This window comes from Dactylosporangium cerinum (assembly GCF_042653625.1).
GTDB classification, from domain to species: Bacteria; Actinomycetota; Actinomycetes; order Mycobacteriales; family Micromonosporaceae; genus Dactylosporangium; species Dactylosporangium cerinum.
This window is the reverse complement of the sequence record NZ_JBHSIU010000010.1, coordinates 450,083-471,200: the sequence shown is the minus strand read 5'-3', so window position 1 is coordinate 471,200 and position 21,118 is coordinate 450,083. Positions and strand designations below refer to the sequence as shown.

The 21,118-nt window shown below is 72.6% G+C and carries 26 protein-coding genes; 14 read left to right on the top strand and 12 right to left on the bottom strand.

Going from position 1 to position 21,118, the window contains the following annotated elements:
- Positions 1 to 25 precede the first annotated feature (25 nt).
- Positions 26 to 2,041 carry a glycerophosphodiester phosphodiesterase family protein gene (locus ACFPIJ_RS08595; RefSeq protein ID WP_380114129.1) on the bottom strand — a complete coding sequence of 672 codons (2,016 nt, stop codon included), beginning with the start codon at positions 2,039 to 2,041 and terminating at the stop codon, positions 26 to 28.
- Positions 2,042 to 2,247: 206 nt separating this feature from the next.
- Here ACFPIJ_RS08595 and ACFPIJ_RS08590 point away from each other — a divergent pair, with 206 nt between their 5' ends.
- Genes ACFPIJ_RS08590 through ACFPIJ_RS08575 form a run of 4 tightly spaced genes read left to right on the top strand, consistent with a single transcriptional unit; the run spans position 2,248 to position 4,168 of the window.
- A complete protein-coding gene (locus ACFPIJ_RS08590) occupies positions 2,248 to 2,916 on the top strand; it encodes a hypothetical protein (RefSeq protein ID WP_380114128.1) in 669 nt (222 codons plus the stop codon).
- Positions 2,913 to 3,170, top strand: coding sequence for a hypothetical protein (locus tag ACFPIJ_RS08585; RefSeq protein ID WP_380114127.1), 258 nt, complete (start codon positions 2,913 to 2,915; stop codon positions 3,168 to 3,170). The genes ACFPIJ_RS08590 and ACFPIJ_RS08585 overlap by 4 nt, the downstream gene beginning before the upstream one ends.
- Positions 3,171 to 3,196: 26 nt before the next feature.
- A complete protein-coding gene (locus ACFPIJ_RS08580; protein ID WP_380114126.1) occupies positions 3,197 to 3,691 on the top strand; it encodes a GNAT family N-acetyltransferase in 495 nt (164 codons plus the stop codon).
- Positions 3,692 to 3,700: 9 nt separating this feature from the next.
- Positions 3,701 to 4,168 carry an SAM-dependent methyltransferase gene (locus ACFPIJ_RS08575; RefSeq protein WP_380114125.1) on the top strand — a complete coding sequence of 156 codons (468 nt, stop codon included), beginning with the start codon at positions 3,701 to 3,703 and terminating at the stop codon, positions 4,166 to 4,168.
- On the opposite strand, the gene ACFPIJ_RS08570 is transcribed toward ACFPIJ_RS08575, so the two are convergent.
- Positions 4,134 to 4,997 (bottom strand): helix-turn-helix transcriptional regulator, encoded by an 864-nt coding sequence (locus ACFPIJ_RS08570; protein ID WP_380114124.1) that lies wholly within the window; start codon positions 4,995 to 4,997, stop codon positions 4,134 to 4,136. The two genes, ACFPIJ_RS08575 and ACFPIJ_RS08570, sit on opposite strands and share 35 nt — an antisense overlap.
- A 100-nt stretch (positions 4,998 to 5,097) precedes the next feature.
- On the opposite strand from ACFPIJ_RS08570, the gene ACFPIJ_RS08565 reads away from it, so the two are divergent.
- Both ACFPIJ_RS08565 and ACFPIJ_RS08560 read left to right on the top strand, forming a co-directional pair.
- The gene (locus tag ACFPIJ_RS08565) at positions 5,098 to 5,853 is read left to right on the top strand and encodes an SDR family oxidoreductase (protein WP_380114123.1); all 756 of its coding nucleotides are present in this window, start codon (positions 5,098 to 5,100) and stop codon (positions 5,851 to 5,853) included.
- Positions 5,854 to 5,871: 18 nt separating this feature from the next.
- Positions 5,872 to 6,342 (top strand): TIGR00725 family protein, encoded by a 471-nt coding sequence (locus tag ACFPIJ_RS08560; protein ID WP_380114122.1) that lies wholly within the window; start codon positions 5,872 to 5,874, stop codon positions 6,340 to 6,342.
- On the opposite strand, the gene ACFPIJ_RS08555 is transcribed toward ACFPIJ_RS08560, so the two are convergent.
- The 4 genes from ACFPIJ_RS08555 to ACFPIJ_RS08540 all read right to left on the bottom strand — a co-directional run bounded on the left by ACFPIJ_RS08555 (position 6,335) and on the right by ACFPIJ_RS08540 (position 9,655).
- The gene (locus ACFPIJ_RS08555; protein WP_380114121.1) at positions 6,335 to 6,730 is read right to left on the bottom strand and encodes a cupin domain-containing protein; all 396 of its coding nucleotides are present in this window, start codon (positions 6,728 to 6,730) and stop codon (positions 6,335 to 6,337) included. The genes ACFPIJ_RS08560 and ACFPIJ_RS08555 overlap by 8 nt on opposite strands.
- A gap of 148 nt (positions 6,731 to 6,878) precedes the next feature.
- Positions 6,879 to 7,688, bottom strand: coding sequence for an SDR family NAD(P)-dependent oxidoreductase (locus ACFPIJ_RS08550; RefSeq protein WP_380114120.1), 810 nt, complete (start codon positions 7,686 to 7,688; stop codon positions 6,879 to 6,881).
- The gene (locus ACFPIJ_RS08545) at positions 7,685 to 8,986 is read right to left on the bottom strand and encodes a flavin-containing monooxygenase (RefSeq protein ID WP_380114119.1); all 1,302 of its coding nucleotides are present in this window, start codon (positions 8,984 to 8,986) and stop codon (positions 7,685 to 7,687) included. The genes ACFPIJ_RS08550 and ACFPIJ_RS08545 overlap by 4 nt, the downstream gene beginning before the upstream one ends.
- A gap of 33 nt (positions 8,987 to 9,019) precedes the next feature.
- On the bottom strand, positions 9,020 to 9,655 hold the full coding sequence (locus ACFPIJ_RS08540; RefSeq protein ID WP_380114118.1) for a TetR/AcrR family transcriptional regulator: 636 nt from the start codon (positions 9,653 to 9,655) through the stop codon (positions 9,020 to 9,022).
- Between the two features lie 45 nt (positions 9,656 to 9,700).
- Between ACFPIJ_RS08540 and ACFPIJ_RS08535 the strand changes: the two genes are divergently transcribed.
- Together ACFPIJ_RS08535 and ACFPIJ_RS08530 are read left to right on the top strand one after the other, a co-directional pair.
- Positions 9,701 to 11,017 (top strand): MFS transporter, encoded by a 1,317-nt coding sequence (locus ACFPIJ_RS08535; protein ID WP_380114117.1) that lies wholly within the window; start codon positions 9,701 to 9,703, stop codon positions 11,015 to 11,017.
- An 82-nt stretch (positions 11,018 to 11,099) separates the two neighbouring features.
- On the top strand, positions 11,100 to 11,906 hold the full coding sequence (locus ACFPIJ_RS08530; RefSeq protein ID WP_380114116.1) for a polysaccharide deacetylase family protein: 807 nt from the start codon (positions 11,100 to 11,102) through the stop codon (positions 11,904 to 11,906).
- Positions 11,907 to 11,933: 27 nt separating this feature from the next.
- On the opposite strand, the gene ACFPIJ_RS08525 is transcribed toward ACFPIJ_RS08530, so the two are convergent.
- On the bottom strand, positions 11,934 to 12,707 hold the full coding sequence (locus tag ACFPIJ_RS08525; RefSeq protein WP_380114115.1) for an SDR family NAD(P)-dependent oxidoreductase: 774 nt from the start codon (positions 12,705 to 12,707) through the stop codon (positions 11,934 to 11,936).
- A 148-nt stretch (positions 12,708 to 12,855) separates the two neighbouring features.
- On the opposite strand from ACFPIJ_RS08525, the gene ACFPIJ_RS08520 reads away from it, so the two are divergent.
- Together ACFPIJ_RS08520 and ACFPIJ_RS08515 are read left to right on the top strand one after the other, a co-directional pair.
- A complete protein-coding gene (locus ACFPIJ_RS08520; RefSeq protein WP_380114114.1) occupies positions 12,856 to 13,755 on the top strand; it encodes an AraC family transcriptional regulator in 900 nt (299 codons plus the stop codon).
- A gap of 49 nt (positions 13,756 to 13,804) precedes the next feature.
- Positions 13,805 to 14,074: a hypothetical protein gene (locus tag ACFPIJ_RS08515; RefSeq protein WP_380114113.1), complete on the top strand. Its 270-nt coding sequence runs from the start codon at positions 13,805 to 13,807 to the stop codon at positions 14,072 to 14,074.
- Between the two features lie 271 nt (positions 14,075 to 14,345).
- Here the strand turns inward: ACFPIJ_RS08515 and ACFPIJ_RS08510 are convergent, their stop codons facing one another.
- Entirely contained in the window at positions 14,346 to 14,927 is a 582-nt protein-coding gene (locus tag ACFPIJ_RS08510) for a hypothetical protein (protein ID WP_380114112.1), read from the bottom strand.
- A gap of 116 nt (positions 14,928 to 15,043) precedes the next feature.
- Complete coding sequence (locus tag ACFPIJ_RS08505) at positions 15,044 to 15,346, bottom strand: DUF1905 domain-containing protein (protein WP_380114111.1); 303 nt, start codon at positions 15,344 to 15,346, stop codon at positions 15,044 to 15,046.
- A gap of 139 nt (positions 15,347 to 15,485) precedes the next feature.
- Between ACFPIJ_RS08505 and ACFPIJ_RS08500 the strand changes: the two genes are divergently transcribed.
- Positions 15,486 to 16,055 carry a dihydrofolate reductase family protein gene (locus ACFPIJ_RS08500; protein ID WP_380114110.1) on the top strand — a complete coding sequence of 190 codons (570 nt, stop codon included), beginning with the start codon at positions 15,486 to 15,488 and terminating at the stop codon, positions 16,053 to 16,055.
- On the opposite strand, the gene ACFPIJ_RS08495 is transcribed toward ACFPIJ_RS08500, so the two are convergent.
- Genes ACFPIJ_RS08495 through ACFPIJ_RS08485 form a run of 3 tightly spaced genes read right to left on the bottom strand, consistent with a single transcriptional unit; the run spans position 16,039 to position 18,423 of the window.
- Positions 16,039 to 16,746, bottom strand: a complete 708-nt coding sequence (locus ACFPIJ_RS08495) for a hypothetical protein (RefSeq protein ID WP_380114109.1) — start codon at positions 16,744 to 16,746, stop codon at positions 16,039 to 16,041. The two genes, ACFPIJ_RS08500 and ACFPIJ_RS08495, sit on opposite strands and share 17 nt — an antisense overlap.
- A 58-nt stretch (positions 16,747 to 16,804) precedes the next feature.
- Positions 16,805 to 17,893, bottom strand: a complete 1,089-nt coding sequence (locus ACFPIJ_RS08490; protein WP_380114108.1) for a CU044_5270 family protein — start codon at positions 17,891 to 17,893, stop codon at positions 16,805 to 16,807.
- Positions 17,893 to 18,423, bottom strand: a complete 531-nt coding sequence (locus ACFPIJ_RS08485) for an RNA polymerase sigma factor (RefSeq protein WP_380114107.1) — start codon at positions 18,421 to 18,423, stop codon at positions 17,893 to 17,895. The genes ACFPIJ_RS08490 and ACFPIJ_RS08485 overlap by 1 nt, the downstream gene beginning before the upstream one ends.
- Before the next feature lie 111 nt (positions 18,424 to 18,534).
- On the opposite strand from ACFPIJ_RS08485, the gene ACFPIJ_RS08480 reads away from it, so the two are divergent.
- The 3 genes from ACFPIJ_RS08480 to ACFPIJ_RS08470 are packed head-to-tail and all read left to right on the top strand — an operon-like array spanning position 18,535 to position 21,117.
- On the top strand, positions 18,535 to 19,629 hold the full coding sequence (locus ACFPIJ_RS08480; protein WP_380114106.1) for an aminoglycoside phosphotransferase/kinase family protein: 1,095 nt from the start codon (positions 18,535 to 18,537) through the stop codon (positions 19,627 to 19,629).
- 46 nt (positions 19,630 to 19,675) lie between these two features.
- On the top strand, positions 19,676 to 20,521 hold the full coding sequence (locus ACFPIJ_RS08475) for a metalloregulator ArsR/SmtB family transcription factor (RefSeq protein ID WP_380114105.1): 846 nt from the start codon (positions 19,676 to 19,678) through the stop codon (positions 20,519 to 20,521).
- Positions 20,518 to 21,117, top strand: coding sequence for a dihydrofolate reductase family protein (locus tag ACFPIJ_RS08470; protein WP_380114104.1), 600 nt, complete (start codon positions 20,518 to 20,520; stop codon positions 21,115 to 21,117). The genes ACFPIJ_RS08475 and ACFPIJ_RS08470 overlap by 4 nt, the downstream gene beginning before the upstream one ends.
- Position 21,118: the final 1 nt, after the last annotated feature.

Here is a 21,118-nt window from a genome sequence, read left to right as displayed (position 1 = left end):
GCTGGAAAGGCCGGCTCAGCCTTGTTCAGCGCAGGCCGGCCCGGCGGGCGACGGCGATCAGCTTCTCCGGGTCGTCGGAGATGATGCCGTCGACGCCGAGCGCGATGACCCGGTCCATCGTCGCCTCATCGTCCACTGTGTACGGCACGACCTTGAGCCCGTCCCGGCGGTGCAGCACGTCGACGGTCGGGCCGTGGAAGTACGACGGGTCCTGGCGCAGGTACCAGTCGTCGGAGACCACGGTGCCCTGGGCCGGGTCGTGCACCTGCCAGTTCGCCGAGACGGTCGACGCGCCGACCGCCTTGACGAGCTTGCCGAGGTCGCGGAACTTCCACCAGTCCAGCGTGCCGGTCCACGGGCTCTTCACCTTCGGGTCGCCGTAGACCGCCTGCAGCGAGCACTCGTCGGCGAGCGCGGCGCACTCCTTCGGCCCGTACTGCCACACCAGCGCGACGGTCTCGATGCGCGGGTCGATGGCGCGGGACAGCTGGATGGTGCGCCAGTCGAACGACTGGATCGTGACCCGCTTCGCCAGCCCGGCCTTCTCCACGGCGGTGACGAGCCGGATGGTGAACACCCAGTACGGCTCGGTGTCGGCGACCGTCGGGCTGATCTTCGTCTCGATGTTCATGCGGATGTCGGTGCGGCCGCTGGACTTCACGAGCTTGAACAGCTCGTCCAGGGTCGGGATGCGCTCCCCCGGCGCCGAGGCGTTGCCGCAGTCGACGGTCTTCACCTGGGCGAGGGTCAGGTCCTTGATGTTGCGGCCCACGTAGGGGAACAGCGGGTCTCCGGGGCGCACCGGCGCGGTGTCGCGGCAGTGCGCGCCGTTGATCGCCCGGTCGTGGCTGACGACGAGCACGCCGTCCTTCGTCACGCCGGTGTCGAGCTCGAGGGTGGAGATGTCGGCGTTGCCGAGGGAGTTGCGGAACGCGGCGAGGGTGTTCTCCGGCCGGGTCGCCTTCCCGCCGCGGTGCGCCTGCACGTCGAACGGCGACGCGGTGCCGCGCGGCAGCCCGAAGCCCCGCTGCGCGGCGACGGCCCGCAGCCGGTCCGGGTAGTCGGTGATGAGCCCGTCGACGCCGTCGTCGATGAGCTTGTTCATCGTCGCCGGGTCGTCCACGGTCCACGGCACGACCTTGATGCCGTTGGCGTGCGCGTGCTGCACCATGGCCTTGGTGACGTACGGCTGGTAGCCGGCGTCGGTCACCTTGCCGTTCTGCGGGAACCCGTGCACCGGCGAGAACGCGACCACGCCGAGCGTCTTGACCGCCGCGATCGGGTCGCCGCCGAAGTCGTCGATGTCGAGGCCACCCAGCCACGGCGACGCCCCCGGCTGCCCGGTCTGCAGGAAGTCGCGGTTCGTCAGCGCGACCAGCCCGAGCCGCGGCTCGACCTCCCGCATCCGCTTGAGCGCACCCCAGTCGAAGCTCTGGATGGTGACCCTGCGCAGCAGCCCGGCGTCGCGGATCTCCTTCGCGGCGACCTGCACGAACTGCTCACGCGGCGCGGTCTCCTGCGGGGCGCCGGCCTCGACCTTCGTCTCCAGGTTGAACTTCACGTCCTCGTTGCCGTACCGCGCGACGAGGTCGAACACCTCGCGCAGCAGCGGCACCCGCGACCCGGGCGTCAGCAGCTGGCCGGGGAAGTCGGGCAGCCCCTTGCTGCCGCAGTCCAGCGTGCGGACCTGCTTGACGGTGAGGTCCTTGATGTACTTGCCGACGTACGGGAACTCCGGGTCCCCGGCCGTGACAGGCGCCGTGTCGGCGCACTTCGCGCCGCTGACCCGCCGGTCGTGGGTGACGACCGCCTGGCCGTCCTCGGTGATCTGGATGTCGAGTTCCAGAGTGGTGACACCGAGCCGCAGGGCGTTGCCGAACGAGCTCAGCGTGCTCTCGTTGCGCAGCCCCAGCCCGCCGCGGTGGGCCTGGATGTCGAAGGACGCGGGTTTGCGGTTGGCCTGCGCGGCCGCCGGCGTGGTGAGGAGGCCGGCTGCGACCGCGGCAGTGAGCGCGGCGACCGACCATCGAGACATGGACATGCCGGGCACGTTGCCAACCCGAGGCGGCGCGGACCGGGGCACGGGTTGGCGCGTTCGTGAACGCCGGGCGTACAGCCCGCGGCCGATCCTCACCGACAGAAACCGGACGCAACCGCATTGAGCTGCTGCGAGTCCCGGGCCCGGCTTCTGTAAAGATCACGACGACGCCTCGCGGTGCGTGCGCCGGGCTGGTCAATATCGGCCGCATGAGTTTCACGACGCCTCCCCCGCCGGTCCTCCCGCTGTCCCGCACCCGCAAGCGCGCGGCCTGGCTGACGGCCGCGGCGGCCGTTGCACTGTGCGCTGTGGCCGTCGTCGCGTGGTGGAACCCGTGGGGCTACGTCGTCCTCGACACCGGCCTCCTCGCCCCGGTGGCCGTCGCGGTCGTGCTGCCGGTCGCCGCCGGGGTGCTGGTGCTGTTGCTCGTGCGTACCAAGGCGGCAGCGGTCACCATCGCGGTCGTCTGCGGTGTCGCGGCGCTGATCGCCCTGTGCGGCGGCGCCGGTCTCGCGCTGTGGACCGACCCGGGCTGGAAACGGGCCACGCTCGCCACCTCGGCCGACGGCGCCTACCAGGTCGTCAGCCTCACCGACGACAGCCTCACCTGGCGCCGGGAGCTGCGCATCGCCCACCCCGACGGCGTCCTCACCCGCGAGTCCACCCGCCCCGTCGCCTGCGCGCAGGCGAGCTTCGGCGATACCCCGCGGCTGCGGATCACGTCCGCCCGCTTCGCCGCCGCGCACGAGGTCGAGCTGACCCTCGACAACGGCACCACCTGGCGCACCACGTTCGACCCGGACTCCCTACTCCCGGCGCAGACCTTCGCAATCGATTGCGCGTACACCGGCAGCCACGTCCACAATGCAACACCATGACCGAGCACTTCCTGCGCTTCGAACACGAGGTCCGCGACGGCCTGAACACCTACACCGCGCGGGCCGGCCGGTTCACGGCCTGGGGACAACACCCTCACCGTCCTGACCCCACCGCGACCTCCACAGTGGACCGTGTCGCGGCGCACCACACGACCGCGTACCGGCGCTATCTCGACGGCATACCCGCTATGCGAACCCTGGCCGACTTCCACGCCGCGGCCACCCAGCTTCTGGCGGACGGGCGCGGGCGGTGACGGACCTGGGCCGATATGGTCGGCCGGTGCGAGACAGGGACCTCACGGTGCGGTCGGCGACACCGGCTGACGTCGACATCCTCGTGCGGCTGCGCGTGGCCAATGCCGAGGCGCACCTCGCCCTGGAGCCGGAGATCTACCGCGTGCCGGAGCAGGAAGCGGTACGCCGCCACTTCACCGCGGTCTTGGCCGGGGACCCGGGAAGGCACGCGGTGCTGGTCGCAGAGGTGGCAGGCCAGGTCGTCGGTATGGTCGAGGTGATCCGCAACCCGGAACCGCCGGATCACCAGATCCTGCGGCCGGAGCCGTCCGCTCAGATCCACACCGTGGTGGCGGCCGAGGCGCGTGGCGGAGGCGTCGGTGCGGCACTGGTCGGTACCGCGGAGCGGTGGGCGGCGGACGCCGGGATCGCGTACCTGTCGGCCGGGATCCATCACCGCAACGCAGGTGCCGTCCGGTTCTACGGCCGCCGCGGCTACGCCGACTCGGGCCTTTCCATGGGCCGGCGGGTCACCGGATAGCCTCGGGTCATGGTCAACTTCGAGATCGCCTCGATCGGTACGGTCCACAACGACCGGACGGACGTCCAGAACAGCGACAACTGGGGCGCCGTGCGCAGCACGATCGTCGTCGACGAGCGCTTCGGCGACGCGTGCCTGCAGGGGCTGGAGGACTACTCCCACGTGGAGGTCCTCTACGTCTTCGACCAGTTCCCCGACGGCGGCGACTACCGCGAACCCCGCCCCTGGCGCGGCCGCCCCGACCTCCCGCCGATCGGCATCTTCGCCGGCCGCGGCCCCCGCCGCCCGAACCGCATCGGCGTCACAACCTGTGCCATCGAGTCCGTCCGCGGCCGCGAACTGACTGTGGTGGGCCTCGACGCGGTCTCCGGCACCCCGGTCATCGACCTGAAGCCGACGATGACGGAGTTCCTCCCGGTCGACCCCAAGCAACCGGAATGGGTCAGCCGCGTGATGTCGGACTACTTCCAGCCGTAAGCGGGACCTCGTCGGCGGCGATGCTGCCGAGCAGGGTGAGGGCCTGGGCGGACGGGGTGTCCGGGGCGGCGTGGTAGACGAGCAGTTGCTGGCCCGGGGCGCCGTTGACGGTGAACGACTCGTAAGACAGGGTCAGGTCGCCGACCATCGGGTGGTCGAACCGCTTGGTGCCGGCGGTCTTCGCGGCCACGTCGTGGCGGGCCCACAGGCGGCGGAAGTCGTCGCTCTTCAGGGACAGCTCGCCGACCAGGTCGGTGAGGCGGGGGTCGTCGAGGTCGGTGCCGGCGCTGGCGCGCAGGCTCGCCACGGTCTCGGCGGCGACGCGGGGCCAGTCGGCGTAGACGCGGCGGGCGTAGGGCTCCAGGAACGTCACCCGGACCATGTTCTGGCCCTTGACCGAGCAGTGGTTGAGGGCGGCCGCGAGCCGGTTGTTGGCCAGGACGTCGAGGTGGCGGCCGACCACCAGGGCGGGTGTGGCCGGCCACAGGTCCAGCAGGCGCAGCAGGCCGGGGCTGACCCGCTCCGGTTGGCGCGACCGGCGGCGGGGGCGGGCGGCGGGCCGGGCCAGTTCCCGCAGGTGTGCGACGCCTTCGTCATTCAGTGTGTACACCCTTGCCAAGGCCTCGATCACCTGGTCGGACGGGTGCTTGTCACGGCCCTGTTCCAGGCGGACGTAGTAGTCGGCGCTGACGCCGGCGAGCAGGGCGACCTCCTCGCGGCGCAGCCCCGGGGTCCGGCGGCGGCCGGGCTCGGGCAGGCCGAAGTCCTCCGGGCGGGCCACCTCCCGGCGGGCCCGCAGGAACTCGCCGAGGCGGTTGTCGCTCTGCATCCTCCCAGGTTAGGTCGCTGTGGAACGGTCTGCCTGGCCCTGGTACCCCTAGGAAAACACCGTCCTGGCAGCGGCCCTGGAAGGGCGCGACGGTGGAGGCATGACCAACACGAACGCTCTGGCCGGCCGCGTCGCGGTCGTCACCGGGGCCACCAGCGGCATCGGCGCGGCGACCGCGAAACGGCTGGCGGACGGCGGCGCGTCCGTCGCCCTCGTCGGGCGGCGCGAGGGGCGCCTCAAGGAACTCGCGGCCGGCATCGGCGGCAACGCCCTGCCGGTCGCCGCGGACGTCGGCGACCTGGACGCGATGCGGGGTGTGGCGGCGACCGTCCGGGCGGCATTCGGCCGGGTGGACCTCGTCGTCGCCAACGCCGGCGTCATGCTCGCCGCGCCGTTCGAGTCGGCGCAGACCACCGAGTGGGACCAGATGATCGGCACGAACGTGAACGGCCTGCTGTACACCGGCCGGGCCTTCATCGACGACCTGCTCGCCACCGCGGCCGAGGGGCGGCCCGCGGACCTGGTGCATGTCGGCTCGATCGGCGGGCACACCGTCTTTCCCAACTACGGCGTCTACACGGCCACCAAGGCCGCCGTCGCGCACCTCACCCGCAACCTGCGGGCCGAGCTCGGGCCGCGCGGGGTGCGGGTGAAGAACATCGAGCCCGGCTTCGTCCTCACCGAACTCGGCGACGGCATGCTCGACGCCGGCCAGCGGGAGACCCTCGCCCAGTGGCGGGACTCCCTCGAGGCGCTGACCCCGGACGACGTCGCGGACGCAATCGTTTACGCGGCCGCCGCGCCGACCCGGGTCAACCTGGCCGAGGTGATCATCGTGCCGACGCAGCAGGGCTGACTGGGTATCGTCGGTGGAATGGACAGGCCCTACGTCGCGGTGATCGGGGCCGGGCAGGCCACGCCGGAGCAGGAGCGGGTCGCCGAGCGGGTCGGCGTGCTGCTCGCCGAGGCGGGTGCCGTGCTCGTCTCCGGCGGCCGTGGCGGGGTGATGCTCGCGTCGTGCCGCGGGGCGTATGAGCGCGGCGGGGTGACCGTCGGGCTGCTGCCGGGCATGAACCGGGCCGAGGGCAACCCGTTCCTGACCGTCGCGCTGCCGACCGGCATGGGAGAGCTGCGCAACGGGCTCGTCGCCCGGACCGCGGACGGGCTCATCGCCGTCGGCGGTGGATGGGGGACGCTGAGCGAAATCGGATTCGCGATGCGCCTCGCCCGGCCGCTCGCCGCGGTCGGCAGCTGGACGGTCGCGGGTCCGGAGGCCGGGCCGTCCTACCCGACGGTCGAGACTGCCGAGGCGGCGGTTTCGTTGGTACTGCGGCAGCTCAGCTGACCGGTCCGAGCAGCTCGATGCCGTTGGCGGCGGCCACCTCCAGCACCGATGCCATGTCCGGATCGGCGAGGGCGGCGACGGCGCGGCTGAAGCCCTCCATCGGTGCGCCCGGCGCGTGCACGACGAACGCGACCGCGTCGGCCGCGGACTCGTTGCGCACCGTGTGCGGGGTGCCGCCGGCGAGCGGGACGACGTCGCCGGGGCCGGCCGTGATCCGGCGCGCCGGCCCGTCACCGTCGGCGAGATAGAAGGTGAACTCGCCCTCGGTGACGTGGTACACCTCGCCGGGCGCGTGCCGGTGCATGACCGGCGGTCCGCCGCCAGGCGCCATCCGGACCTCGACGGCGAAGAGGGCGCCGCCGGTCTGCGCGCAGGTCGAGCGGCGCATCTCCGCCGCCCTCGGCCCCGACCGCCTCCACGCGCTCATCGATGACTTGGAGACGCTGCGCCGCGACTTTTCTCATGATCCGGAAGACCTTGTGCACCCCTGACTACCCAAAGTCTTCCGGATCACGGAGGCGGGGAGGCAGAAAGGCTCAGTGGTGTCGGCGGATCATGCCGGCCGCGAGCGGGGCGCCGTCGAACGCGCCGGCGGCGAGGCGGGACGCCACGGTGCGGCGGACCATCGCGTCGGCGAGGGCCGGGAAGTGCCGTGCCACGGCCATTTCGAAGCGGCCGCGGCGGGTCGTGGCGACGTCGCGCGGTGGCTTGCGGGCCGTGGCCGCGCGCAGGATCGCGGCGACGACACCCTCGACGGGTTCGAGCCGGGACACGCCCTGCAGGGACAGGCCGGCCGCCGCGGTCGTGTCGTGGATCGGGGAGGCGACCATGCTCGGGTACACGACGCTCACCCCCACGTGGCTGCCGACCTCGAGCCGCAGCGCGTCGGCGTACGCGACGAGGGCGCGCTTGCTGACGCCGTAGGCGGCGGCGAGGGGCAGCGGCAGGACCGCCATCCGGCTGGCGACAAACACGACCCGGCCGCGGGACGCCTCGAGGGCCGGCAGGGCCGCGGCGGTCGTCCGCCAGGCGGCCAGGAGGTTGACGTCCAGCTGCCGCGCGACGACCTCGTCCGGTGGCAGCTCGGCCGGGGCCGGGCCGCCGACGCCGGCGTTGTTGACGAGCAGGTCGAGGCCGCCGAGGTGGGCGACGGCCGCGGCGACGACGTCCGGGACGGCGGTGGCCGAGGTCAGGTCGCCCGCGAAAACGATGACGGGACCGTCGACGGCCACCAGGTCGATGCCGGCCACGGTCGCGCCCGCCGCGGCGAACTGCGCGCAGAGCAACCGGCCGAACGTGCCGTTCGCGCCGGTGACCAGCACCCGCCGGCCCTGCAGACTGTTCATGCTCGTTTCCGTCCAGCCGCCAGCTCGCGCGCGGCGAGGTCGAGGTACGCGTCGAAGTCGATCCGCATCGCCGGGCGCCGGTCGCCCCACCGGGCCTTCGCTGCGCGCAGCTCGGCGGCGCAGTCCTCGCGCTGGGCGGCCACGGGCGGCGGAACGTACGAGCCGGCGAGGTGCCCCGCGACCAGACGGGCCTGGGCCTCGACGACCGGCAGCGCGGCGCCCGTGGACTGCATCAGCCCGACGAACATGAGCCCGGGCGCGTCGAGGTGGAACACGTGCCGGTAGAGGGGCAGCCGGTCGGCACCCTCGCCGAGCAGCGCGGGGTCGAGGAAGGGCACGTCGACGCGGTACCCCGTGCACCAGACCACCAGGTCGACCGGGTCGGTGCGGCCGTCGTCGAACTCCACGTCGACGCCGTCGAAGCGGGTGATCGCCGGGCGCACCTCGATCTCGCCGTGGGTGATCCGGGGCAGGAGGGCGTCGGACAGCGTGGGATGGTCCTGCAGGAAGCCGTGGCTGGGTGCGGGCAGTCCGTATCGCTGCGGCGGGCCGACCGCGAGCCGCAGCATCGTCTGGCTGATGCGTTGCCGGGCCCGCCACGGCAGGCGCTTGGCCAAGGCACCGTTGAGCGTGTCGGAAGGCTTGCCGAACAGGTACTTCGGCACGATCCAGATGCCGCGGCGCACCGACAGCAGGGTGCGCGCGGCGACGTGGGAGGCGTCGACGGCGATGTCCATGGCCGAGTTGCCGCCGCCGACGACGAGCACCCGCCGGCCCTGCAACTGCTCGGGTCCGCGGTAGTCGTGGCTGTGCAGCTGCTCGGCGGTCAGCCCGCCGGGGTGCGGCGGGTCGGGCAGCCGGGGCACGGTGTTGTGCCCGCTGGCCACGACGACCGCCTCCACGGTCACCTCGACCGTCCCCCGTGGACCGTCGGCGGTCACCGTCCAGCCGCCGGCCGGGTTCTGGCGGACCCGCGTGACGACGTGCCGCGGCCGGATCAGCCCGGCGAGGTCGAACGTGCGGGCGTAGTCGGCCAGGTAGTCCGCGATCAGCGCGTGGCCCGGGTAGTCGGGCCAGTCCGCGGGCATCGGGAAGTCGGCGAACTCGGTGCGGGTGCGGCTGGTGTTGAGGTGCAGGGTGCGGTACGCCGAGGAGTGCGGCCCGCCGAACACCCACAGGCCGCCGGGCCGGTCGCCGGCGTCGAAGCACACGGCGGACACGCCGGCGTCGGCCAGGGCCTTGAGCGTGGCCAGCCCGGCCGGCCCGGCGCCGATCACCACCACCCGGTATTCCAACACGTGTTGGATTCTGGGTCACCGACCGCCGGGGCGTCAAGGCCCGTACATGCGCTCCAGCCAGCGGTGCACGAACGCCCGCAGCGCGAACCGGCTGTCGGCCGGGATCTCGCCGTGCAGCCCGGTCACCGCGTGCGCGTGCACGGCCCAGATGAGGCTGCGCACGGCGAGGTGCGGCTGTGGCTCGTGCAGCACCCCGGCCCGGTCCGCCGCCGCGAGGACCCGCTCGACCTGGTCATACAGCGGGGTTGAGAACTGCTCGTCGATGCCGGCGTGCCGCTGCGGCTCCAGCCAGCGACGCAGCCACAGGCCGGTGGTCTCGGGCCGCTCCTCCAGGAAGTCGACGAACGCGTCCACGACCCGGTGCAGCGCGGCGAGCAGGTCACCGCCGGGCTCGGCCGCGGCCGCGATCACCGGCTCCAGGGCGCGGCGTTCGGCCTCGAAGACGAGCGCGAAGCAGGACTGGTACAGCACGAGCTTGCCGCCCGCGTGGTGGTGCACGGTGGCCACGTCGACCCCCGCGGCGTCGGCGACCGCGCGGAGGCTCACCGCGTCGAAACCGTTGCGCGCGAACAGGTCCGTCGCCACCCGAAGGATAACGTCGCGGGTCGGTCCGGCGTCGCCGGCGCGGGGCCGGCCGGGCCGCCGTCGCGTGCTGTTCAGATCGTCCATCGTCGCCTATTATCCATCGCACGTTGGATTACGGGAGCGTGGTTGATGACGAACATCCGGCTGCCGCTGCGCGGCCTCATCCCGTTCGCGACCGGATCCGTCGGCATGGGCGTCTGGGTCACCGTGCCCGGCCTGCTCCTGCTGTACTTCCTCACCGACGTCCTCGCCGTCCCGCCGCTGCTCGCGGGGTTCGTGCTGCTCGCGCCGAAAGTCGTCGACGTGATCCTGCACCCGTGGGTCGGCCGCCTCTCCGACGCCGATCTGGCCCGGCGCGGGCACCGCCGGCGGCTCATGCTCGTCGGCTGCGCGCTCGCCGTCGCGTTCGCCGCGATGTTCGCCGTGCCCGCCGGCCTGCGCGGCGCCCCGGCGGGGCTGTGGGTCGCGGTCGCGTTCATCGCCGGGAACCTCCTGTTCGCCGCCTACCAGGTCCCCTACCTTGCCACCCCGGCCGACCTGAGCATCGACTACCACGAGCGGACCCGCCTGATGGGGTTCCGGATGGTCGTGCTCACGGTCGGAATCCTGCTCAGCGGGGTCGCCGCGCCGCTGATCGCCGGGCAGGACGACCCGACGGTCGGCGGGTACACCCGCATGGGCCTGCTGCTCGGCGCCGCCATGCTGGCCGCGATGCTGGTCGGCATCGCCGGGGTCCGCCGGCTCACCACCGCCGCCCCGCTGACCGCGGCACCGTCCGGCGGCAGCCGGCACGGGTTGCTGACGTCCCTGCGCGACCGGCAGTTCCGCCCCCTGGTCGCGGCCTACCTGGCCATGTCGACCACAACCCACCTGGTGCTGGCCGCTGTTCCGTATTTCGCGGAGTACGAGCTGGGCCGGCCGAAGCTCACCACGGTCCTCGTCGCAGCATTCGTGGCACCCGCGATCCTCGCCACACCGGTGTGGGTCGTCGTGGCCCGCCGCATCGGCAAGCAGCGCGGGCTGCTCCTCGCGCAGGCCGCGTTCGTGGCCGGGTCCCTCGTCCTGGCCCTCGGCGCCACGGCCGGGCTGCCGCTGATCGTCGCCGCGGTCGCCGTGCTCGGCATCGCGTTCGCCGCGATGCAACTGCTGCCGTTCTCGATGCTGCCCGACGTGATCGCCGCGTCCGGCCCCGACGGCACGACCCGCGCGGGCAGCTACACCGGCGTCTGGACCGCGACGGAGGCGACCGGCGGCGCGCTCGGCCCGTACGTCTACGCCGCCGCCCTCGCCGTCGGCGGCTTCGTGGCCAGCGAGGCCGGCGAGCACACCGCGCAGTCACCCGGCGCGCTCGCCGCGGTCCGGTATGGTTTCGCCCTGGTGCCGGCCGCGCTCATGACGGTGGCCGTTATCCTGCAGCGGCGGTACACCCTGGACCGCGACAACTGACGCTCGCGTGCAACCGATGGTTCGGCGATCGCGTCATGAACAGTGCGTCGGCACGGCGCGACCATGCACCGGAGGTGGCCGAGTGACCGGACTGTCCCGCAGACGCCTGCTCGGCGCCGGCCTGGCCGCGACGGGCACCGCGCTCGTCGCCGGCGGCTCTGCGGGCCCGCACCGGCAGCCGGCGACCCTCCCCCCGGCGACCACTCCCGTCGCCGGGCCACCCGCCGGCCCGACGCCGTCGCCGTCCGCCCCGCCGCCGCCCCTGCCGCAGCTGGACCGGCCGGTGTTCACCCTCCAGGAATACCGCCGGCTGGTCCCCGGCCCGCCGTTCCCCGCCAACGCGGTGGCCCTCACCATCGACGACGGCCCGCACCCCATGTGGACACCGAAGGTGCTGCGGCTGCTCGACCGGTACCACGTGCCCGCCCTGTTCTGCCTCATCGGCAACCAGATCCTCGGCCACGAGACGGTCGCCCGGGACATCGTCGCGGCGGGTCACCACGTCGCCAACCACACGTGGAGCCACCCGGCGAAGATCGCCGGGTACGTCCCGGGCCGCGTCCAGCAGGAGGTCGACCGGGCCCAGGACAAGATCTACGACACCACCGGGAAGCTGCCGACCATTTTCCGCTCCCCCGGCGGCGCCGTCTCCCCAGCCGTGTTCGCCGCCGCCGCGAAGGCCCGGATGGTGCCGATCAACTGGACGAACGACCCCCGCGACTGGACCCGCCCCGGCATCCGCTCCATCACCGACCGGATGCTCGCCGCCAACCCCGGCCAGATCCTGCTCTGCCACGACGGCGGCGGCGACCGCGCGCAGACCTGCGCCGCCCTGGCGACCGTCATCCCGGCGCTGCAGTCGCGCGGCTACCAGTTCGTCGCGCTGTAAGGGCTTTGTTCGTCTCGCTTCAAGGGCTTAAAGGTCGTAGCCGCCGGACACCTCGATGTTCTGCGCGGTGATCCAGCGCCCCTCCTCCCCGAGCAGCGTGGCGATCACCATGCCGATGTCGTCGGGCTCCCCGATCCGCCCCAGCGCGGTCTTGGCCGCGAGCATGGGGATGGCCTCCGGAAACGCCTCGAACGCCACCACCCCCGAGGCGTCGGAGATCCTGGTGCGCGTCGGGCCCGGCGAGACCGCGTTGACCCGGATGCCCCGCGGGGCCAGTTCCTTGGCCAGGACGCGGGTCAGCACGTTCAGGCCGCCCTTCATCGTGGCGTACGCCGAGTACCCGGCCTCGACCAGCCCGCTGGACAGCGCCGAGTTGCTGCTGACGTTGACGATGGCACCACCGTCGGCCAGCAACGGCAACAGCTGCTGGGTCAGGAAGTACGGACCCCGCAGCAGCACCCGCAGGAACTTGTCGAACAGCTCCTCGGTGGTGTCCTCGAACCTGGCCATCCCCCCGAACCCGGCGTTGTTCACGAGGTGGTCGAACGTGTCCCGTTGCCAGGTGTCGCGCAGCGCGGTGACCACCTGCCCGCGGAACGCCGGGAACGTCTCCGTCCGCCCGACGTCCAGCCGTAGCGCGACGGCGACGCGGCCCTCCTTCTCGACCGCGGCGGCCGTCTCCAGCGCACCCGCCTCGTTGCCGCTGTAGGTCAGGATCACGTCCGTCCCGCGCCTGGCCAGCTGAACGGCCGTGCTCTGCCCGATCCCGGAACTCGCTCCGACGACGATTGCCACGCTCATCGCTGCACCTGCCTGTTCGTTGCTCGGTTGGTATTTCCGTCTCCTCAATGAAAGCGGTCTGAGCTGCCGAAACAGTAGAACGATGCTCGCAATGACTTGCCTGATCCTCTCCTTGCCGGGACTCCTGTCCCTGTGGTGTCATCGACCCGTGGAGGAACTGCGCGCGCTGCTGGAGCGCCACGCCCGGCCCGACTGGACCACCGTCGTCGACGGCGTCCTCATCGGCCGGGCCGAACGGGCCCATGAACCGTCGGCGTCGATGTCGGGCGTCGTCCTCGCCCTCATCGCGCAGGGCGCGAAGACCCTCGCGCTGGGCGACCGGGTGTACGAGTACCGCGCCGGCCAGTACCTCGTCGCGTCCGTCGACCTGCCCGTGACCGGCCACTACACCGAGGCGAGCCGGGCCCGCCCGGCCCTCGGGTTCGGCCTGCGCCTGGACCCGTCGGCGATCGCCGAACTGCTCCTCCAGGCGCAACCCGGCGACGTCGCCCGCACCGACGGCGGCACCCCGTCCGCCCTCGCCGTCAGCGACGCACCGGCCGAGCTCGTCGACGCCGCCGTGCGGATGCTGCGCCTGCTCGACCGGCCGCGCGACATCCCGGTGCTCGCCCCGCTGATCAAGCGCGAGATCCTGTGGCGGCTCATCACCGGCGAGCAGGGTGCCGTGGTGCGCCAGCTCGGCCTGGCCGACAGCAGCCTCTCCCACGTCGCTCACGCGGTCCGCTGGATCCGCGACAACTACCGCTCGGCGTTCCGGGTCGAGGACGTGGCGAAGCTGGCCGGGATGAGCGTGTCGGCGTTCTACCGCAACTTCCAGGCGGTCACCGCGATGAGCCCGATCCAGTTCCAGAAGCAGATCCGGCTGCAGCAGGCCCGGCTGCTGCTGTCCACCCACCCCAACGACGTCACCACGGTCGGCCATCGCGTGGGGTACGACAGCCCGTCGCAGTTCAGCCGCGAGTACCGCCGCCAGTTCGGCGCGCCGCCGAGCCAGGACGCCGCCCGCCTCCGCGACACCACCCCGCCCGCCGCGCAGCTCGTGCCGTAGGACGCGCCTGCCTCTGTGCAACGTGGTGCTCCGCGGCGACAATGTGCCCGTGCAGATATACCGGGGAGTGGTCGCCTATCACCTGACCACGGTCGGTGAGGGCGTGGACGCGGTCGAGCACGCGCTGCTGGCGGCCGCGCTGACGTTCACCCGCACCGCCGTGACGGTCGTCTGGCCCGGCGGCCGCGGCGAGGGCGTCGAGTTCGTCTTCGTGCTGCCTGGGACGAACCAGCGCCCCGGCCTGGACCTCGTGCAGCAGCTCCGCTCCACGGGCATGTGGCTGCAGGTGCGCACCGTGGACGGCTCAACCCCGAGGTAACGGCAGTGCCGCGAAGCTCAGACTGCTTGTCAACCAGGGCATCGGCGCGGGGCGCCGGGTGTGGTCGCCGGCCCCGCGACGTCCACCTGCACCGCGGTGATGGTGATCGAAGTCAGGCACGGCCTGCGGGCAGCCGGTCGGCGTCTTCGATCACCGGGGAGATCCACCCCCGGCGCAGCACGAGCCGGCAAAGGATGCTGATCCAGTCCTCCGCAGTGCCGGTGAGCAGGCCCTAACGGGCCGGCCCGGGGTCGGCCCGGCGCGGTGTGCCCTACGGGCCGGCCTCAGGCCTGACGATGAGCGTGACGTCGCTGGCGGTGGCGATCACGAGCGTGCGCCCCGACGGCGAGAAGCCCGCCGCGCGCAGTTCCCCCGACCGCTCGTCGTTGCCGAGGTGCCACCACGTGGTCCCGTGGTCACCGCGGTTGAGGCCGCCGTCCGCGGACAGGATGACCCGATGGTGCGGCCAGTCGGGAGCGACCACGTCGACCATCCAGCCGTCCTCGGTGGTCGAGTGCAGGCCGCCGCCGAACAGCCCCGCGATCCTCACCCGGGTCCCCGCCAGCACGCCGATACCGGGACAGGCGAGATCCGGACCGCACGGCGTCGAGACCTCGGGGTCGGGCTCACGGTCACGCGCGATCCGCTCGCCCGTGCTCGCCTCGAGCAGGCCGAAGCCGTCCATCGACACGACCATCACCAGGTCCTCGCCGGTGTCGGGATGCACACCGAACCCGACGCCCTGCAGCCCGCCGACGATCACCGGTCGCGGCGGCAGCCATGGCGCCGGTGGCGCGGCGAGAGGGGCGGACCGATACCTCGCCCGCAACTGCTCCTGATACTCCGTCAGCACCGCATCGCCCAGTCCCCCGTGTCATCGCCGCGCGCCACTGCGCCCTCAACGGCACCGTCGTCGCGAACATCGCGCCGCCAGGCAACCTGTCCCAGATCGTGCACGCGCTCCGCCGGTCACACGTCGAGCAGCTCGACCGTCACCGACGCGACGTCGCCGAGCTCAAGCGACTCGGCCTTGCGCACCGGCCGCTTGAGCGGCAGCACGTAAGCGCCGCCCCCGCTGCCCGGGAAGATCGACGTCTTCCAGCTGGTGCCGCCGACCGTCACCCGCACGCGCAGCGACCCGAACCCGCGCCGCACTCCCCCGGCCACGTCCCGGATCTCCTCCGACTCGTCCTCCGGCAGCGTCACGAACACCCAGCTGTCGGCCCGCCTCGCGTCCCACGACCACAGCTCACCTTCAAACACGACGACCACCCGCACACCTTCGCACAGGGGTACGACAAAAACCGCGAGTGGTCCAGGTCACATCCGGCCCATGTCGAGCGGTCCCCGGCGGCGCCGACCAATCGGCGACACGATGAAGACGCACACGAACAAGCACAGGGAGCCGGCCATGCGCAAGATCATCTACTGGGTGCACACCTCGGTCGACGGGTTCATCGACGGGCCGAACGGCGAGTTCGACTGGCCCACCATGGGCCCGGAGCTGTCGGCGTACTCCGAAGGGCTCGACAAGCGCGTCGACACGTTGCTGTTCGGCCGGCCGGTGTGGGAGATGATGGTCGGGTTCTGGCCGACGGCCGAGCAGCTCACCGACGACCCGCACGTGACCGCCTTCGCGCCGTTCTGGCGGGCCACGCCGAAGATCGTGTTCTCCCGGACGTTTCAGGGCGACGACTGGACCAGCCGCGTCATCAGCGACAACCTCCGCGACGAGGTGACCGCACTGAAGGCCGAGGCGGGCGCGGACCTGCTGCTGACCGGCGGCGCCGCCCTCGCGGCCGCGCTGACCGGGTTCGGCCTCATCGACGAGTACCACGTGGCAGTGCACCCCGTCGTCCTCGGCGGCGGCCGGCGCCTCTTCGCCGCGCCCGATCGGCGCCTGAACCTGCAGACCGTCGGTTCACAGCTGGTCGACGGCAATGTCACCGTGACCCACTACGAGGTCAGAAGTCAGGCGTGACCCGCAGCTGCCCGAGTTCCGTGGGGACGTCGTCAGGCGCGGTCGACCAGCCCGGCAGGCCGCCCCACGCGATCGAGGTCCGCAGGTACTCCACAAGCGTGATCGGACCGGTCCGCCACGTGATACCGGTCAGGGGCGGGTCGGCGGCATCGCTGGGCAGGTCGATCTGGTACGACAGGCCGCTGATGTTCGCCTTGGTCAGGTCGTCGGGCGAGAACGTGAAGTGGAACGGCCCGGGATCGCCGTACGCGTCGCGGTGGTCGTCCCATTGTTGCCGCAGCCAGTCGGCGCCGGGAGTGACGAGCGGGTCGGGCAGCGGCGTGTCCTCGGGCTCCATCTCCTCGTAGGTGATGCCGAGCACGGGACAGTCGCCGGTGAACATCACCTGGCCGACCTCGCGCAGGCAGGCCGCCAGCGCCGCGGGCAGCCCGCCGATCTCGGTGTCGAGCCGCGACAGGTCGGCGAGGTCCTCCGCGGTCGGCGGCAGGTGCAGTGGCCGCGACGAGACGAGGCCGAGCTCCGGCAGCGCTGCGGCGAGCCGCCGCGCGTGGACGGCGACGCGGCGCATCGTCTCGTCCGCGACCGCCGCCACGTCGTCGGCGAGGCCGGCCGGGACCGACCCGAGGCCGCCGAGCTCGGCCCAGACCTCGCGGTGTTCGCCGGCCAGGAACCGCTGGTGGTAGGACGTCACGGATGGCACCGTACAACGTGGACGGTCGCACGATGCCACCCGGACCAGGTGAACAGATCTAGGGTGTGGGCGCCGCCTCGTCGGTGAAGCCGGCACGGACGTACACGGTCCAGCTCATGAGCGTGCCGGGCCCGGCCGGGGTCGCGGCGGAGCCGAGGAACCACGACTCCTGCGCGAGTGCCCGGCCGGTCCCCGGGTCGACGATCAGGCGCTGCTGGCCCCAGCCGCCGTCGCCGCGGCGGGTGAACGCGACCGCCATGCCCGACCGGCCCTGCCGGTCCTGGACCACGCCGAGGAAGTCGACGCCCTGGAGGTCGGCGAGCATCCGGTACGCGGCCGCCCGCACCGCCGCGCTCACCGGCAGCTCCGCGACCAGGTCACGGCCGGCGTAGAACAGGTCATCGTCGGCATGCTGCGGCAGCCGTGCGGTCAACCACGACTTCAGCGCGCCCGGCTCGGACGGCAGGCCCGCGAGGTCGGCGGCGGTCACCTGCCGGCCGGCGATCATCATCGGCAGCAACCCGCGAATGGCACGCACCTGGCGCGGCCCGACCGCGGTGGTCCGGACGATCGGCGGCGTGCCCTTCGGCCCGGTCTCGGTCCACTGCTGCGGCGAGCCGTCGGCCTTCCAGGCCGCCTCGTCGGCCGCAGTGACCGGGGCGGCGCCCAGGTTCTGGTACACCTCGACGTTCGGGTCGCCGGCCGCGCTCGCCAGCCACCGTTCGATGAGCAGGCGCGACGCGATCCCGTAGCGGCCGACCTCCTTGCGCTCCCCGTGCTCCTGGACCCGCACCCAGTACCGGCCGCTGGTCGCCGTGGCGCTCGCGTCGGTCTGCGCGGCGGCGACGAGCAGCAGCTCGCGGGCCGAGCCGGGCGTGGCGGCGGCACCGGGCGAGCCGGGCCCGGCGGGCGATCCCGGCGGGGCCGGCACGGGGTCGGTGCCGCCGCCGGTCAGCACCAACGCGACGGCGGTCGCGGCGGCAGCCATCGGCAACGCACCGGCCAAGATCAGGCGCCGCGGCACCGAGCGGCGGCGCGTAACCGATTGCGCGGTGTAGTTCGCCGGGTCGGGGCGGCCGTCCGGGTCGAGGCGTCCCGGCCGGGCGTCGGCCAGCAGCTGCATCACGTCTTCGGGTCGGGTGGTCATCAGCTGTACTCCTCGGTGAGGGCCGTCCTGGGCTTGCGATCGGTGCGGGGTGTCGCGGTCATGGCCTCCTGCAGCCGTTTCCTGGCCCGGTGCAAACGGACGAAGAACGTGGCCGTCGAGCAGCCGACGACCCGCGCGGCGTCCCGGGCGGACAGCCCGTGCCAGGCAGTGAGGGTCAGCAGCTCCCGGTCGTCCTCGCTGAGACGGCCCAGCGCGTGCAGGACGGCGGCCCGGTCGGTGACGTGCTCGGCCACGTCGTCCTCCGCCTCGCGGATCCAGGTCCGCAGTTCGGCGGCGATGGCACCCTGCCGGACCTCGTCCCGAAATCGTTCACGGGCCACGTTTCGGGCCACGCCCAGCAGCCACGGCAGCGGGGTCGCCGGTATCTCGCGCACCCGGCGCCAGGCGACGAGGAAGGTGTCGGCCACCACGTCGTCGGCGTGCTCACGGCCGGCCCGGGTCACCGCGTACCCGTACACCTGCCGATGATGCGCGTCATAGATCGAGGTGAACCGTTCGGCGTCGGTCACAGGCTTCAGCTCCTCGGAAGGGAAGGTACGCCGTCACGAGTAGTGCGAGCCGGGGCCGGATTCTTACCGCCGATCCTGGTCTTCGGTCAACGGCTCCGATATTGATGGACGATGGCCGTTACGCGACCGGATGCGAGCTTCGACGTCGGGCGCTGGTGCGAACGTCATCTCGGCTCTTCCGTTGACGATGCGCTGTTCACGTCCGGTCACCTGTCCCGGGTGTACGGCGTGCGGCTGGCTGACGGCCGATCGGTGGTCGTCAAGGTCCGGCCTGCCCTGCCCCGCCTGGCCGCCTGCACCGCCGTGCAGCGCGCGCTGTGGCGCGCCGGCTTCCCCGCACCCGAGCCACTCACCGGCCCGACGGCCGAGAACGGCGCCACGGCCGAAAACAGCCCAACGGCCCAGAACGGCCCAACGGCCGAAAACAGCCTGACAGCCCAGAACGGCCCGACGCCCCAGAACGGACTGGCGGCCCAGAACGGACTGGCGGCCCAGAACGGACTGGCGGCCCAGAACGGACTGGCGGCCCAGAACGGACTGGCGGTGAGTGCCGAGGTGTACGTGCCGGGAGGGTCGACGGCCCCCGGCTCCGACCCGGCCGGCCGGTTCGCCGGGCTGCTGGCCCGCCTGGTCGCGCTGGCCCCACGGCCGGAAGCGGTCGGCACCCTCGCGCCGGACCTGCCCTGGACGGCGTGGGACCACCCGCTGCCCGGCCCCTGGCCCGCCGCCGACGACCGGGACGACGACCTCAACGCACCCGAGCACGCCACGCCCTGGCTCGACGAGACCGGGATGCGGGTGCGGCGCCGGTTGGAGCGCTTCGTGCGTACCCCCGCCGGACGCCGCCAACGCATCGGCCATGGTGACTGGGAGGCGCAGAATCTGCGCTGGGACGGGGACCGGCCGCTCGCGGTCCACGACTGGGACAGCGTCATCGTGGCCCCGGAGGCCGTGCTGGTCGGGCTGGCCGCCGCGGTGTGGCCGTGCGGGATGGTGCCCAGGGCGGCGACCGTCGCCGAGTCGGCCGCGTTCCTGGCCGCCTACCAGCGCGCCTCCGGTCGCGTCTGGTCCGCCGACGAGATCGCCGCCGGTTGGGCCGCGGGGCTGTGGGTGTATGCGTTCAACGCCAAGAAGGCCCACCTCGACGGCGGCCGGTGGCTGGAGCCGGACGAGGCCGAACAGCGGCTGGAGCTGGCGGGCGCCTGAAGTTATTCCTTGACAGGAATATTCTCTTGGAAGCATACTTCCTGGCATGGACGTACTCCTCACCGCCCTGGCGGACCCGGCCCGGTGGCGGCTCGTCGCGCTGCTGGCCGAGCGCCCCCGCTCGGTCGGTGTCCTCGCTCAGCTCACCGGGGCGCGCCAGCCGCAGACGACGAAGCACCTGCAGACCCTCGAGCGCGCCGAGGTCGTCACCGCCGAGCGGATCGGCCAGCGCCGCATCTACGCGCTGCGGCCCGGCCCGCTGCGGGACCTCGCGGTGGAACTGGTCCGGCTCGCCGACGCCGCCGAGCGGTCCGGCGGCCCGAACGAGTCGTTCGAGCGGCACGGGCGCACCGTCCAGGCTGAGCGGCTCGCCGCCGACGGGGAGGGGTGGGCCGACGGCCGGTCGTTCACGTTCCGGCGGGACCTGACCGGCAGCCCGGAGTTCGTCTGGCGGTATCTGACCGAGCCCGACCTGCTCGCCCACTGGTGGACACCGGACGACCTGCGGGTCTCCGAACTCGTTTTCGAGGCGCGCCCCGGCGGGCGGGTCGTCCTGGAATACCGCGACGCCGAGGACGCCGACGGCTCCGACCTGGTCGTCGGGCGCGCGGAGGGCGTCGTCGACGACGTGCGTCCCGGCGAACGCCTCCGGTACCGCAACTCGCCGTTGCTGCCCGGCGGCGCGGCCGCCTTCACCTCCCACGTGGACCTGCACCTGCGGCCCAGCGGCGCGGGCACGGAGCTCGACGCCCTGTACCGCATCACCGACAGCACGATCGACTCCGCGGACTTCATCGCGGGGATCGAGCTCGGCTTCGGCCAGAGCCTCGACAAACTCGTCGCGGCCGTGACCGCGTACCCAATGAGCACCGAGATCAGGAGCGCGAAATGACCGAGCAGACCGGCCGCAGGGTCGTCACCAACATGAGCCTCTCCCTCGACGGCCGCTACGCGGCGCCGGAGAACCCCGTGGACATGCGCTGGGTGATGCCATACGCCATCACCGACGTCGCCCGGGACCATCTGACGAGCCTGTGGCGGCCGGCGACGACGGCGCTGCTCGGGCGGGTCAACGCCGAGGGGTTCCTCGGGTTCTGGCCGACCGTCATCGACATGGAGGGCGCCGACCCGCGGGACCAGGCGTTCGCGCAGTGGCTCGTCGACACCGACAAGGTGGTCCTGTCCTCCACCCTCGGTGCGGCACCGTGGGAGCGCACGACGGTCGTCGACAAGCCGACCGCCGAGGTGGTCGCGGACCTCAAGGCGACCGACGGCGGCGACATCCTCGTGCTGTCCAGCGCGAGCGTCATCAAGGCGCTCCTCGCCGCCGACCAGGTGGACCGGCTGGCGCTGAACATCTTCCCGGTGTTCCTCGGCGGCGGGCCGCGCCTCTTCGACGACGGCCTGCCCACCGGGCAGTGGACCCTCACCAGCCAGACCGCCGGCGAGCACGGCACCCTGGCGCTCGTCTACGACCGGATTCGATAAG